Raw genomic sequence first — 14,246 nt, forward strand, 5'->3', positions numbered from 1 at the left:
CGTGTAAACCAAAACGGACGTGGGCATGAAATCTCGATTTCCTAACCAAGCACAGACGCCGAGAAAGATCGGAACCTATTGGGCTGTCGTATTGATCGCCTGGCTGAGCATGCAACCGATCATGGGGGCTGCCGCACTCCCGGTGTCGCAATCCGCCAGCAAGTCGAAAGCCCCGCCCGATGTCCTCGCTCGGCTGGAGGCGGGAACGCCGCAGGATCTGATCGTGTTGTTCGACGATACCGCCATCGAGAAGGAAGCAGCCGATCTTCGCGCCCAAAAGGGGCTAGGCTACGACGACGCGTCTATCCTGGCCTTCAAATCGGGCCGTTACCGTACTCTGAAGCAACGGGCCTTGGCGGCGCCCGGCGCTGCGGAGCGCGAGTTGCTGCGGGATTATGAGCATCTGCCCATGGCATTCCTGCGGTTTCGGACGGCGGGGGCCTTGCGAGCATTGTTGTCGCGTCCCGAAGTCAAAGCGGTCTATCCCGACCTCGTACTCCGCCACAAGCTGAACGAGAGTCTGCCCCTGATCCATCAACCGATACCCATGGGCTCCGGTCGAAACGGTGCGAATACCACCGTCGCCGTGCTCGATACGGGCGTCGATTACACCCATTCCGCTTTCGGCTCCTGCACGGCACCGGGCGCTCCTTCAGGCTGCAAGGTGGTGGCGGCAGTGGATATCGCGGCCGACGACAATACCCGCGACGACAACGGCCACGGCAGCAACGTGGCGGGGATCGCGCTGGGCGTTGCGCCCGGAGCGAAAATTGCGGCCCTGGACGTATTTACCGGCTCAACCGCCTTCGGCAGCGACGTCATCGCTGGAATCGACTGGGCCATCGCGAACCGGTCGGCCTACAATATCGTCGCCATCAACATGAGCCTGGGCGCCGACACGAAGTTCACCAGTCCGTGCAGCCAGCTCTCCGGAGCGAACGGCAATCCGTTCCGGACGCCCATCGCCAATGCCCGGGGCGCCGGCATTCTCACCGTGGCGGCCGCCGGCAACGAGGCATACCTGGACGGGCTGCCCATGCCGGCGTGCACGCCCGAGGCGGTCTCGGTGGGCGCGGTGTACGACGCGAACCAGGGCCAAAAAGCCTGGTCCGTCTGCACCGACGCGACTACCGCAGCGGACAAGGTGGCCTGCTTCTCCAATACGGCGTCTTTTCTGACCTTGCTGGCGCCGGGCGCAATGATCAGTGCCGCCGGCTGGATCGCCGGCGGAACATCGCAGGCCACGCCTCATGCTGCGGGCGCGGTGGCCGTGCTGCGTGCGGCATTCCCTTCGGAGACGCTGGATCAGACCGTCGCCCGCCTGACCGGGAACGGCATCGCGGTCACCGACACCCGGCCTGCGGCTCCCATCACCAAGCCGCGCATAGACTTCACGGGCCTTTTTCCGGCCCCCGCCAACGACCGCTTCGCGAACCGCATCGCGTTGAGCGGTGCTTCGGGGCAAACCAACGGCTCGAACGATTTCGCGAGCAAGGAGGCCGGGGAGCCCAATCACGCCGGGAACGCCGGCGGAAAATCCGTCTGGTGGACATGGACCTCGCCCGGCTCGGGCCAACTGGCGCTGGATACCTCGGGCAGCGCCGTCGATACCCTGCTGGCCGTCTACACCGGAACGGCGGTCAACGGCTTGGCGGCAAAAGCTTCCAGCGACGACAGCGGCGGGCCTCAGAGCCAGGTCGGTTTGGCCGTGCAGCCCGGAACGACCTACCAGATCGCCATGGACGGCAAAAACGGCGCCTATGGCACCATCGTCCTCCACTGGAATTTCATCGAGAACGCCGCGGATCTCTCGGTCACCTTGTCGGACAATCCGGACCCCGTTCTTCAAGGAGGCGAACTGGTTTATTCCGCCACCGTGACCAACCAAGGCCCCGCTGTGGCGGCCGGAGCGAGCCTGACCGACGCACTTCCGGCCGGCGTGAGTTTCCTCTCGGCGTCTCCCGGCTGTTCCCACCTGGCAGGTACGGTCACCTGCAACCTCGGCGACCTCCCGTCCGGCGGTTCCGCCAACGCAACGATCAGCGTGCGGGCCGATGCCGCGGGTTCCATTCAGAATACTATCCAAGCCGCTTCCGCCACGCCGGACGGGAATCCGGCCAATGATGCGGCCTCGGCCGACACCACGGTGACTGCCGCCGCCGATCTTGCGGTCACCGTGAACGATAGTCCCGACCCGGTCGCTGTGGGTGCTCAGCTCGCTTATCAGATCACCGTCATCAACTCGGGTCCCGCGGATGCTCAAGGCGTCACGGTGACTGACGCGCTTCCCTCGGGTGCGGTTTTTCTATCCGCCTCGGCCAACTGTACGCACAGCACTGGGGTCGTAAGCTGCGATCTGGGTCCATTGACGAATGGCGGAGCCGGCACCGCTTTCATCAACGTTCAGCCCGTCGCCGCCGGCAGCCTGGTCAATTCCGTCAGCCTGAGCAGTCCGACAGCCGATCCGAATTCCGCAAACAACAGCGCCGGCGCGTCGACCACGGTCAATGACGCTTTCCCGCCTGAATCCGGCAACGACGGCGATATTCCCACGCTACCCCAATGGGGCATGGTGGTCATGGGCGCGATGCTCTGGCTTGGTCGCCTCGTGACGAAACGGATTATTCCATAAGGAATCTCTGATTAAGTCCTTCGACAGGCCTGTCCTGAACCAATCTCCGAACGGGCTTCCGTTTCGGAAACTGTCACGTGACCTTCAAACGGCGGTCACAAACGGCCGTTACCGTGTCTTCGCTCTACGGGACCGGCAGATTTTCCGTTGAAAGCCCCCGTGATCGATTTCTCCGAAACAAAATTCCAAAAGGACAACAACATGATGCGCAAGGTATTGACCGGCGCGGTGCTTGCGGCGCTGGGCCCTGCCGCGTACGCCGCGACGCCGGTTTTCATCAATGAAATCCACTACGACAACGCCGGGACGGACGCTGGCGAAGCCATCGAGATCGCGGGGCCGGCCGGCACCAATCTGAGCGGCTGGAAAATCGTCCGCTACAACGGCAACGGCGGCGGCACGTACGCCACGCCCGCCGCGACCACGTCCGAAACCCTTTCCGGGACGATTCCGGACCTGGGCGGTACCGGCTACGGCGTGATCACGATCGCTTACAACCAGGACGGATTGCAGAACGGCGCCCCGGACGGCATCGCCCTGGTGGATGCGTCCAATCAAATCGTTCAGTTTCTGAGTTACGAGGGCATGTTCACCGCCACCAACGGGCTTGCCAACGGCCTCACCAGCACCGATATCGGCGTCAGCGAAAGCAGTTCCACACCGGTCGGCGGATCCTTGCAGCTTACCGGAAACGGCATTTTCTACGAGGACTTCACTTGGGTAGCTTCTTCCGGTAACACCTTCGGTGCGCTCAATGCCGGGCAGTCTTTCGCTTCCGCTCCGCCCCCGCCATCCTCCGTCAGCCTGATCAGTACGGTGCAGGGCACCGGCCTGTCCAGTCCCGTCGTAGGTGCGGCCGTGACGGTGGAGGCCGTTGTTGTGGGCGACTTCCAGGGCGCGACCGAGTTGAGCGGCTTCTTCGTTCAGGAGGAGCCGGCGGATTACGATGCCGATCCCGCTTCGTCCGAAGGCTTGTTCGTCAACTCCACTATCGCCGTCGATCCGGGCGATTGGGTGCGGGTGACCGGAACCGTGACCGAAACCAACGGCCTGACGACGCTGAACGCCTCCTCGGTAACCGTACTCGCCAGCGGAAACCCGCTGCCGGCGGCGACGCCCGTAACCCTGCCCTTCGACGGATCGGCCACCGATCGGGAGCGCTACGAAGGCATGCTGATCAACTTGCCCCAGAGCTTGACCGTCACCGAAAACTTCCAGCTGGGCCGCTTCGGCCAGATCGTGGTGTCCTCGGACGGTCGCCTTCGGAATCCGACGCACGTCGCTTTGCCTGGCGCGGCGGCGAATGCGGTGGCGGCGGCCAACGACCTGAATCGGTTGTTCGTGGATGACGGCTCCAACGTCCAGAATCCCGACCCGGTGATTTTCCCGGCTCCCGGCTTGAGCGCCGGCAACACGCTACGGAGCGGCGACACGCTGACCGGCGCGACCGGGGTGATGAGCTACGCCTTCGGTGCTTTCCGCCTGCTGCCCACGGCGGACCCCCTGTTCGTGGCGGACAATCCGCGCCCCGCGGTTCCGCCCGCGTTGCCCGGCATCGGATCGCTCCGCATTGCCAGTTTCAACGTGCTGAACTACTTCAACGGCGACGGCTTCGGCGGCGGATTCCCGACGGCCCGCGGCGCCGAGAACCCGGCCGAGTTCACCCGCCAGAAAGACAAGATCGTCCCCGCCATCCACGGCCTGAACGCCGACGTGATCGGCCTCATGGAAATCGAGAACGACGACGATGCTTATCCGGCGATCCGGGATCTGGTGGACAGCCTCAACGTCTATGCCGGGTCCGCTCAGTACGCCTTCATCGACACCGGCATCGTCGGCACCGACGAGATCCGCGTGGCGCTGATCTACAAGCCGGCGAAAGTGAGCCCGGTCGGGTCGTTCGCGATCCTGGACTCCTCGGTCGATCCCGATTTCATCGACACCAAGAATCGGCCCGCGCTGGCCCAGACCTTCCTGGACAAGCTGTCCAACAAGAAGCTGACGGTGGTCGTGAATCACTTGAAGTCCAAAGGCTCGGCTTGCACCGACGTGGGAGACCCGGACGTGGGCGACGAGCAGGGAAACTGCAACCTGACCCGGACCAGGGCTGCCCAGGCCCTGGCCGACTGGCTGGCGGCGGATCCCACCGGGAGCGGCAACACCGATGTCCTGGTCATCGGCGATCTGAATGCCTACGCCAAGGAAGATCCCATCCGGACCCTGGAACAGAACGGCTTTACCAATCAGGTCGCGGCTTTCCTTGGCGAGGACGCATATTCCTACGTATTCGACGGCGAAGCAGGCTATCTGGATCATGCCCTGTCCAGTTTGACGCTCACTTATCAGGTCAAGGGCGTCGCGGAATGGCACATCAACGCGGACGAGCCGATCGCGCTCGACTACAACACCGACTTCAAGACGCCGGATCAGGTCACCAGCTTCTACAGTGCCGATCCGTATCGTTCGTCGGACCACGATCCGGTCGTGGTGGAAGTGCTGGTGCCGGGCGATCTCGACAAGGACGGCGACGTCGACGTAGCGGACCAGAACCGCTTCCGCTCCGCCTTGGGCAAGTGTTCGGGCCAATCCGGCTACTTGGCGGAGGCTAACTACGACGGCGTCGGCTGCGTGACCTATGCCGACTACCAGCGCTGGTATGGCCACTATGCTGCCTATCGTGTCAAGGCAGGACTTTAAACAGCGATCGGCCGCCTCGTTGCAACGAGGCGGCCCTTTCCCCTAACTGGAGATAAACGATGTTGACTTTTAAAGCCCGCCTCGCAATTGCCATTCTGGGGCTATTGCCCGTGGCCCCTTCCCACTCGGCCGTGGTGTCGCTCAATTTTGTCGGGAATGCCCCCGTGCTGGTTGGCGACAGCTTCAGTATCGATTTAACGTTGACTCAGGCCTTCGATGGGTTGGACGCTTCCGATGAATTGCTGGCGTTCGGATTCGACACGGTGCTGAACGGTACCGCCGCTCAGTTCACGGGCGTCACGTATTCGCCGTCCTTCAGCGATGACAGCGGCCTGCTCGGACTGGATTTGGCGGGATCGGCCTTCCCCGGCATCCCCAATCTTCCGGCGCATCAGACACTGACTCTGGCGACGCTCAATTTCCAGGCGTTGTACGCCGGAAATATTGATTTGGGCGTGTTGGGCAATCCGTCCGAACCCAATCAAGGATTGTTCTTCAGCCTCTCGGGGCCGCTCGCCGCCAATGCCGGTCTGTCCTTGAGCATTCAGTCCAGCGCGGTTCCCGTACCGGCCGCCTTTTGGCTGTTCGCCAGCGGGATCTCGGGGCTGGTGGTGCGGAGTGCATGCCGAAAAAGTTGTACGATCGGCGCACTCAGTCTACGAAGATAGCCGTTGGGCCAACGGGTTTGTCGGCAAAGGATTGCCGACCTACGAAGGCTTGAATCCATTCACCCGAGCCGAAGGCGCCAACGACTTCCGCCAAGCCTGTTTTGTCGTACGAGCGAGATGAAAACGCTCTAAGTCTACGAAGATAGGCTTTGATCCCAGCCGTTGCCAAAGCTAACCCGTCCCAATTCGCTCGGCTCTTCGTGTGGACGCGGGCCGGTGTACGGCTGGCGGAAACGTGATCAGGCTCCGAACCAAGGCCTTCCCGGCGGTTTTTCTCTTCGCCAAGCCCAAACGCGGCTTGGGCTTGGCTTACGAGCACCTCGAAGTTTTTCGAGGTGCCTGACCAACGGATGCAGGCGGCCGGGGACCAAGCGGGACCTGATCCGCCGATTCGACCTGGCGTATCGGCAGAGTGCCTTCGGTCTATCGCCATCCGCTGCCGCCGCGCCGCTTCCAGCACGAATGGTTTCCCCTCGCTGGCTCATCTCATCACCTGCGCACGAAGCTCGGCCTTGAACGGCTGTCTCGGTAATTTCGCCATCTCGTTCCACCACCAATCACCGGATTTACGCGATTGATGGTGTCCACTTTTTTGAGCCTGGCTCACTGGCTCATGGAGAAGGAGACTGGACAGAATCCACCTAATCGGTCTCCGACGAGTCATTTGTCATAAATTGATTACATAGATTTAACCAATCATTAACTGACGTGTAACAGTCTCGGCTTAATTTGACCGGGTATTTCGAAAAAATGAGCAAGGAGGCTTAGGTCGGTTACCGGTCACGTCAAGCTGTAGGACCAGCTGAACGTGTTTGCCGAAGAGCCACACCCGCCGTGAGGCGGGGCCGGAAAGCCACGGGTCTCGCGTTTGTCGAGATCGCCGGGCCGCCTCCCGAGTGATGGGGAGGACCGTGGCACCGCTCACCACCTGTGGGCAGAATCACGGACATCACTGTGAGTTCAACGTCAACACAGTGAAAAGGTAATTCGGATGAAACCAAGTAAGATCATTTCGGCGCTCGCTTTGACGGGCGTCGGATTCTCAAGTACTGCCGGTGCGGCAACCTTGCCGAACTGGGTGGGTACCGCGGACTACACCGTCGTGGGCGGTTCGGCCGGCGAAGCGGTCGGTCCCTTCGATACTTACGACTTCGCGGCGGGCGACGGCGGTCTGGCATTGCTCGTACCGGACACGATCACCAATCCCTCCCAAATTACGGTGGGAGACATCTATTCAGGCGTGTACCAGTCTTACGTCACCAACCATCAGTTGGGCACCTCCACGGTGAGCAACCCCAAACTGAACGTCTCTTACGAGTTGACCACCCAGTCGGCTTTCCAAACACAAGTCACGAACGCGCAGAATCTGGGCAACGGGCTGTGGACCATCAACTTCCAGGTGTTGAGTGGCTCGCTGGACCTGTTTTTCGACAGCGCCGTCAATCGCGATGTAACCGGTGATGCGGGCATCACGGACGGCACCAATATTCTTAAGGGATCGGTGACGGGCGGAACCGGGGTCGTCACGGTAAGCACCCAGTTTCCTTCCGGTCTTGGCGTAACCTCGAGCGAATTTACCTTCGTCGGAAACACCAGTTTCTATGATTCGGCGGTATACGATCCCGATACCATCGGCGGCGGCCAGTCGTTGTTCTCCCTGTTCGTCAGAAACCCCACCGCACCTCCCGCCATCTCTTCCGTCGGCGGCATACCGGTTACATCGACGAGCATTCTCTACCAGGCGGATGGATCGCTCACGCTGACGGCGGTACCGGTTCCAGCGGCCTTCTGGCTGCTCGCTAGTGCCTTGGCCGGCATGAGCGTCATCTCTCGCCGTTCCAGCAAATTGGCTGCGTGAGCCTCGCATGGCAAGCCCATTTGGTGAATGGGCGAGGATTCGGTGCAAATCTGCTTCGCTGACTGCGGAAGCAGACGGCGCGGCCGAACGTCACAACCGGGCCGGCGCTTATCCCGGTCCGGTTCCTCGAGCCGAACGTCACAACCGGGCCGGCGCTTATCCCGGTCCGGTTCCTCGAGCCGACCGCCAGCCGGAACGGCCGAGGCCAGTGCTGCAATTATCATCCTCATGACGCAGCGTCGCTATCGGCTTCAAGGACGGCCGAGTGAGTAAAGTCCGCGACAACTCTTGAGGAACTTCACCCTCGGGCTCGAACACCGCGCGCGAGCCAGTTCGGCGCCGGCGAGCCCCCTCCGGCGCAGGGCTTCCAACAAGAGCTAGCCGACACCCGTTGTTTGTCCTCGGTGGCGGCAAAGTGGGTTTGTGCTGCTTGGCGCCAGGGAGCCGCGAGATCATCGGCGGTGTCGAAGTCCGGGATGAGCCGATCCGGCGGCGCGCCACGTGCGCGAACAGTTCACGTTGTCCGGTACCATGGGTCACGGCGGAATCTCCTCAAAAATTCGATGTCAGCAGTTGAATTTTAAGGGCTTTTCGATTCCGCCCACCCTCCTTTCATGAACTATGCAGGCTTGGGACCTCACGCAACAAAACCCCGCCGGAGGCTTCGATTTCTCGCTCCCGCTCGCTCGGTGATCGGGTTTACAGCGCCCCTTACAATCCCTTGCAGTTGGCGTAATAGGTCACCGTCGCGGCCCAGTCGGCGAAGACGCCACGAATACCCACATCCTTCGCCAGCACGTCGAGCACTTTCATTACGTCGCCCTCGCGTTTGATGGCGGAATCGATGGTCTGAAAATAGAACCCATTATTACCGTCGGCGAGAATTCCGGAGCGCTCCAGTGTCCAGGTGATGATATCCAGGTCCGCGGCCTTGGCGTTCCTGGCGTATTCCGAAGGCACGATGTTGCCGCCGGCGTCCAGGTCCAACAAAGCAAACGTCGGCGGCGCCACGATATTGATGCCCATGGTCTTATAGCTTGCCAAGGTGGCAGCATCGGGCAGATCGGCGACCGTTTCGGCATCGTCCAGATACACGGCCTGCTTGCCGAAGGCGGGTTCGTAGCGGACCCAATAGAGCACGTCGTCGATGCTGAAAGACTGAGGGAAGACCTTTTTCGGGGAAACGCGCGCTTCCTTATACTCGTCGATCATTTTCTGGGCGAAATCCTCCTGGGAAAAGCCGTCGAAAGGCATGGCCACGCTAGGGCTCTTCAGTTCGGGAGTCATCTTCACGCCCAGTTTCTTGAAAAGCTCGATGCTTTCCCTATGCGTAAGCAGGGTGCCGCTGGTCGGGCCGGCGTAGAGATCCGTGCGGAAATTCGCCGTGCCGCCGAGATATTCGTCCACGGTTCTAGCGCGGGGGTTTGACGCATCCATCTTGCCGCGAAGGGTTTTGAACTCGGCCAGGGTGATGTCGCTGGTGCGGCATTCCGCCGTGGCGCGCGTGAGGAGATTGCCGCTGGCATCGAAGGTGGCCGGCGAGAACGGCTTCGTGCACTTGGCGGCCAGCTCGGGGATGGCAAGGATATTCGTAGTCGTGTGAAGATCGTTCTGCGCATGACGACACACCAATTCCTTATCCTTGGTGAAGGTCACGTCGCATTCCAGAATGCCGGCGCCCATGCGGGCCGCGGCTTCGTAGGATTCCTTGGTGTGTTCGGGAAATTGCAGAGCGGCGCCGCGGTGACCGATCGAGAAATCGGTCTTTTTGAAGGGACCTTTCGCACATCTCCGAAGCTCGTTTTTGAGTTCGCCGTCTTCCATATCGTTAACCAGGAAAAACGGCCGAGGCCCCAACTGCACGCTTTGGCTATTATCGGACGCCGACGCGGTGGCGAAGAGACCGGGAAATACTGCCGTCATTGCCGCACAGGCAATCATGATCAATCGTGGACGCATCTATCACTCCTGTTGTTCTGGTTTAGTGAAGGTGGGTTGAGCCCATTCGGCCCAGTACAGACCGTACACGCCATTTGTGCCATCAATGTGACTGAACGGTTTAGGTCTCGTGACAGTTGAGCGGGTTTTCGGAGTTTCCGAGAGCGCTACAGCGGCCCTGATCATGCCGACGCCTTCCGGCGCTGGCGTGCGGATACGCGGCTCCCGAGGAGCGTTCGTTAGGTGAAGTTTGGCGGGTTGCCCAAGCGGGTTTAGTCAAGGTGGGCCGGATTGCGCTCTCTCCGTTCAGCCCATACGAGCCGCGGCAGCCGATGCGGAATCCGGACGGAAGCCATCATCCGATCAGGAGCTTCTGAACGACAGGCGCTTATTTCTTTTTCACTTTGGACAGCATGCCGACGATTCGGCTCTCGAAGACGATACGATCCTCGATCAATCCCTGCACGTCGTAATAGAAGATATTGCGGGCTTGATCGACGTTTTCGCACAGTATGAGCAATTGGTCGCCGGGGGCGGCGGAGCTTCGGAAGCGTGCGTTCTCGATACGCAGAAACAGCCCAACGGCAGGTTCCGCCAACCGCCGATTGGACAAGTACAAGGCCAGTTGCGCGCCGGCTTCGAGCATGAGCGCGCCGGGCATAATGGGATGCCCGGGGAAGTGGCCGGCCACCCAAAACTCGTCTTCCCTGACTTTTTTGACCGCAAGGCCGCGACGGAAGGCGTCGTCGACCCAGGCGATGTAGTCCAGCAACAGCATTTCGCCGCGGTGGGGAATTACTTGGCTGATCATGTCACGTCCCACTTTGGGCAAGGCGACGTCAATCTCCGCGGTAGGAAATAACGTGTGCTGCGTCCGCATCGGCTCATGGATTGCCGAGTCCAATCCCGAGTCGAGCAATTCCCGGATGCGGCTGATGAAATGACGGGTATGGATCGGAGAGTTCCGGAGAGAAAGAATCTTATCTAGCATGACACCGCCTGCTTTTGAGACCATTGATCAACGAAGTACCGATTGAAGTGACCGGCGCACGGAACGCTCCAAAGGCCTAGCCAGGCCGACGCGCAACAGCATTAGCGGCACCGCCCCTGAAGGAAGACCGAGGGATTTCGCCAAACCGGACGACCCTACGGGCGATTCGGTGGGGTACGCCAAAGGATGAACTGCAAGTCCCTGCGCAACGGCCGCCAGGTAAATCCGCTCTATCAGCCGTCCGCCCTGAAACCAGGCGTCCGGCGTATCCCGCTCGCTCCAGACCACGCTCCAAAGCGGCGTGGCTTCGGCGAGCCGCTTCACTACATCGATCTCGCCTTGGCGGAACTCGGACGACACCAAATCCTCGGGGGTGGACAGGAACTCCACCCACTCCTTCACGAACCACGGGGCATCGCTGGTGAAGATGGAAATCCCGTCGCGGCTCGCTTCCCATTCCCGTCTGGAACGGCGGAACCACGACATTGAATCTCGGTACGCCGCATCGTTCGCCACGAACTCGGCCACGGCATCGGCGGCGATCCGAACGATGGCTTCCCGTTCGTGAGCGGCACCGTACCAAGCGAGGTGGGTGCCGGGAAGTTCGCCATACTCATTGAGGCTTTCCGTGAACTCGTTCCGGGAAATCGGCAATGGCTCGAACTCGGAGCGGGTGGTTTGGCGGCGGAATATGGCCGGAAACCAGGGATGGGTATTTGAGTCAGAGCGCCGCGCCAGTTCGAGCGACGCGCAGCGGCCCCCGTTTTGCAGAAACGCATCGGCCTCCGCATCGGACACGGTCGCCGCATAACCGAGTTGAGCCGCCGCGACGACCATGTTCTCCGTGGCACAGCCCAAGCCCATCAACATGAGCCGGCGGCGGGGATCGGCCTGGCCGAGATGGCGCGCCAGATCGGCGTAGAGAACAATCCGATTGCCCAGCAGGTTGAAGGCCCAGGGTTGGGTGTTGTGGGCATTCGCGGCCAACGTGCCGCACAGCGCCACGTATTCCAAATCGGTCAGATCTCCCTTTGCGGTTTGCTCCCATGCGACGTACGGCGAGGCGCTTGCAACCGCTGGGGCTGCCCTGAACATTGCGGGAAACGTGGCTGCTCCGACCGCGAGAGCGCCGGTCTGGCGGAGAAATCGCCGACGGCTCTGCAATATCGGATCGGGGCGGATCATGCTTCGTTTCCTTTTCATCGGCCTTACCGAACTCTTTCTTTCATGAATTGTAGTCTGGCGCCGGCCACCACACTCCGGTGAATATGTGAGTGTCGTTCCAACCCAAACGGCCGACCAGTCGCACTTCGTTCAGCGCGGAGCCATAAGTCGGATCGACCACGAAAACGCCGCTCGAGAAGTCCATACGCACCGCCAGATCGTTAAAACGGGCCAAGGAACCGGCGGCCGTATACAGGCACTTGATGGCGCTTTCCTTGGCCGAAAACAGGACATAGGCGGCCAACTCGCGACAACCGTCCGGCAGCGAGTCCAACCAGGCGCGCTCTTCCGGCAAGGCGACGGAATCGATGGCACGCCAGGGGAACGGGTTTTGCCGGCATTCCACATCGACCCCTACGCCGCGAGCGAACCGAAGCCGAGTGGCCACGACCGCTACCATGCCTTCCGTATGGCTGATGCTGCCGACGATATCCCGTCCCCAGATCGGCGCACCGGATTCGTCCCGAAGAATCGGCGCCGGCTCGACCCCGAGATGTCGAACCGCCTTCCGCGCCAGAACGCGCCCGGTGGCGAATTCCTTCCGGCGTTTCGCTATGGCCCCATCGACCAGCATCCGTTCTTCTTCGAACAATTCGGACGGGTCCGAGAGCTGTTCGGTCCAGGCGACGACGAATAACTCTCCGGGGAACAAACCCTCAGGTCGTCGTATCGGTTCAACGGGTATCGATGGCATAGTCGCTCGCGAAACTCCTGAGCCAGCGCCACAACCAGCTCACGGCCTGGCTGAACACGAGCATCCCGAACAGGGCCATGGACGGCGTAAAAAGGTGCTGGCCGCCCCCATGCTGCATGATCCATGCCGACAACCACGGGCCTCCGGCCGATCCGACGGCGAAGGCCGCGGTAAACAAAGCGGTGCCGCCGGGCAAATCGGCGCGGGGCAGGATCCTGGCCAGAAGCGCCAGGGCCAGAGCGAACACTGGCCCCAATGTCAGTCCGGTCGCGAAGGCCGCGCCTCCGGCGACGTATTCGGCGCTGATCGGTTGGCCCTCCTGCCCCAGGCGTACCCAGACATCGCCGATGAGGGCGCTAACCGAGTCGACCCGCATCAGCACCGCCAAAGCGACGATGCCTCCCATGCCGCAAGCGAACAGTACACGGCGATAACCCAGCCGATCCCCCAGGTGGCTGACCGGCAAAGTGCCCAGCAATCCCCCCAGCACGAAAGCCGCCAGGTGATGGGCGGTAGCCATGGCGGTGAAACCCTGGCGCACGAGAACGGCAGGATAGAGGGTCAGCAGCGTGGCTTCCGCAAAACCATAGGCCAATACGGCCTGCACCGGAATTCCCGCCCGCAGCAGAAGTCGGCCGCTAGCGCGTTCCGGTTCGGCGCGCGCTCCGGGCAAGCCGATAGCCACCAGAACCGCAGCTTGAACCAGGAGCACGGTGGCGACAGTAAAAGGCAGATGATGGGCCAGCCCGTATAGGTACGAACCCACGACCGGCCCGACCGCCAGCCCTATCCCGAAGCATAGACCGTAAACGCCGTTGGCAACGGCGCGGCGCTCATCGCCGGCAAAGCAGGACAAGGCGGTTTGAGTGCCGATCATCGCGCAGGCCATGCCCAAGCCCATCAAGCCCCTTAAGGCGAACCACAATCCGATGTCCGATTGCCAAGGGAACGAAACGGCCGCAGTCGCGTATGCCAGCAGGCCCACGGCCACGACGCGGCGCAGACCGATCCGCCGCAGCGCCCGACCCGCGAAAGGCGCAGCCAGCGCAACGCAGAGAAACAACAGCGATGCGTTGGCGCCTATCAGCACGCCGTCGACGTGGCGCTCTTCCATGAAGATGGCAACGATGGGGTTGAGGATTCCAAGCGATATCCCCAACAGCCCGCCCAACGCATACAGCGTACCCAGAGCGACGCCCGCCAGCGGATGCTCGGGCGTCGGGGGGCAGGATTTAGCCCCCATTTCTCACCTCCGTCCAATCGCAATGAGTATGACGTAGGATGTGCTGAACGAAGTGACAAATCGGCAGGGCGAGGCGCAACGCGACGAGCGGGCAGGCCAGGGACGGGCTGCCCCGGACTCGCGAGCGAAGCGGGACAGCGTAGCGTGGCGAGGCCGAGTTGCACGGCGAAGCCGCCCGAAGGGTGCCGGACCGGGACGGTCCGGCATGAACCGCATCGTTCGCGATTGATGCCTGTCCTGAGCCTAGTCGAAGGGCGCTTCGTGCCTCAGCGCATCCTACAAGCTCCGCCTCGCCCTTCGC

The 14,246-nt window shown here is 61.7% G+C and carries 9 protein-coding genes and 1 riboswitch; of the genes, 4 read left to right on the forward strand and 5 right to left on the reverse strand.

The annotated features are described in order from the left end of the window. Positions 1 to 25: 25 nt before the first annotated feature. From ACR2TX_RS21390 to pepA, 4 genes are all read left to right on the forward strand, one after another. Positions 26 to 2,632: a S8 family serine peptidase gene (locus tag ACR2TX_RS21390; protein ID WP_434130674.1), complete on the forward strand. Its 2,607-nt coding sequence runs from the start codon at positions 26 to 28 to the stop codon at positions 2,630 to 2,632. 201 nt (positions 2,633 to 2,833) lie between these two features. Continuing rightward, a complete protein-coding gene (locus ACR2TX_RS21395) occupies positions 2,834 to 5,329 on the forward strand; it encodes an ExeM/NucH family extracellular endonuclease (protein WP_434132532.1) in 2,496 nt (831 codons plus the stop codon). A gap of 59 nt (positions 5,330 to 5,388) precedes the next feature. Continuing rightward, positions 5,389 to 5,997, forward strand: a complete 609-nt coding sequence (locus ACR2TX_RS21400; protein ID WP_434130675.1) for a hypothetical protein — start codon at positions 5,389 to 5,391, stop codon at positions 5,995 to 5,997. An 812-nt stretch (positions 5,998 to 6,809) separates the two neighbouring features. Continuing rightward, positions 6,810 to 6,890, forward strand: a riboswitch (cyclic di-GMP riboswitch). A 98-nt stretch (positions 6,891 to 6,988) separates the two neighbouring features. Then, the gene (pepA, locus tag ACR2TX_RS21405; RefSeq protein ID WP_434130676.1) at positions 6,989 to 7,855 is read left to right on the forward strand and encodes a flocculation-associated PEP-CTERM protein PepA; all 867 of its coding nucleotides are present in this window, start codon (positions 6,989 to 6,991) and stop codon (positions 7,853 to 7,855) included. Positions 7,856 to 8,566: 711 nt separating this feature from the next. Here pepA and ACR2TX_RS21410 read toward each other — a convergent pair. The 5 genes from ACR2TX_RS21410 to ACR2TX_RS21430 form a co-directional block, all read right to left on the reverse strand. After that, positions 8,567 to 9,814, reverse strand: coding sequence for a glycerophosphodiester phosphodiesterase family protein (locus tag ACR2TX_RS21410; RefSeq protein ID WP_077732373.1), 1,248 nt, complete (start codon positions 9,812 to 9,814; stop codon positions 8,567 to 8,569). A 367-nt stretch (positions 9,815 to 10,181) separates the two neighbouring features. After that, a complete protein-coding gene (locus ACR2TX_RS21415; protein WP_168175529.1) occupies positions 10,182 to 10,784 on the reverse strand; it encodes a 3-hydroxyacyl-ACP dehydratase FabZ family protein in 603 nt (200 codons plus the stop codon). Between the two features lie 27 nt (positions 10,785 to 10,811). Beyond that, positions 10,812 to 11,969: an Acg family FMN-binding oxidoreductase gene (locus ACR2TX_RS21420; protein WP_434130677.1), complete on the reverse strand. Its 1,158-nt coding sequence runs from the start codon at positions 11,967 to 11,969 to the stop codon at positions 10,812 to 10,814. 40 nt (positions 11,970 to 12,009) lie between these two features. After that, positions 12,010 to 12,702 carry a 4'-phosphopantetheinyl transferase family protein gene (locus ACR2TX_RS21425; RefSeq protein ID WP_434130678.1) on the reverse strand — a complete coding sequence of 231 codons (693 nt, stop codon included), beginning with the start codon at positions 12,700 to 12,702 and terminating at the stop codon, positions 12,010 to 12,012. Beyond that, complete coding sequence (locus ACR2TX_RS21430; protein ID WP_434130679.1) at positions 12,683 to 13,945, reverse strand: MFS transporter; 1,263 nt, start codon at positions 13,943 to 13,945, stop codon at positions 12,683 to 12,685. The genes ACR2TX_RS21425 and ACR2TX_RS21430 overlap by 20 nt, the downstream gene beginning before the upstream one ends. Between the last annotated feature and the right edge of the window lie 301 nt (positions 13,946 to 14,246).

The organism is Methylocaldum sp. GT1BB, from assembly GCF_051027545.1.
Classification (GTDB): Bacteria; Pseudomonadota; Gammaproteobacteria; order Methylococcales; family Methylococcaceae; genus Methylocaldum.

Bases quoted from the DNA above. Each gene is read 5' to 3' on its own strand.
- ACR2TX_RS21390 (WP_434130674.1), top strand. From the start codon at position 26: ATGAAATCTCGATTTCCTAACCAAGCACAGACGCCGAGAAAGATCGGA.
- ACR2TX_RS21395 (WP_434132532.1), top strand. From the start codon at position 2,834: ATGATGCGCAAGGTATTGACCGGCGCGGTGCTTGCGGCGCTGGGCCCT.
- ACR2TX_RS21400 (WP_434130675.1), top strand. From the start codon at position 5,389: ATGTTGACTTTTAAAGCCCGCCTCGCAATTGCCATTCTGGGGCTATTG.
- pepA (WP_434130676.1), top strand. From the start codon at position 6,989: ATGAAACCAAGTAAGATCATTTCGGCGCTCGCTTTGACGGGCGTCGGA.
- ACR2TX_RS21410 (WP_077732373.1), bottom strand. From the start codon at position 9,814: ATGCGTCCACGATTGATCATGATTGCCTGTGCGGCAATGACGGCAGTA.
- ACR2TX_RS21415 (WP_168175529.1), bottom strand. From the start codon at position 10,784: ATGCTAGATAAGATTCTTTCTCTCCGGAACTCTCCGATCCATACCCGT.
- ACR2TX_RS21420 (WP_434130677.1), bottom strand. From the start codon at position 11,969: ATGATCCGCCCCGATCCGATATTGCAGAGCCGTCGGCGATTTCTCCGC.
- ACR2TX_RS21425 (WP_434130678.1), bottom strand. From the start codon at position 12,702: ATGCCATCGATACCCGTTGAACCGATACGACGACCTGAGGGTTTGTTC.
- ACR2TX_RS21430 (WP_434130679.1), bottom strand. From the start codon at position 13,945: ATGGGGGCTAAATCCTGCCCCCCGACGCCCGAGCATCCGCTGGCGGGC.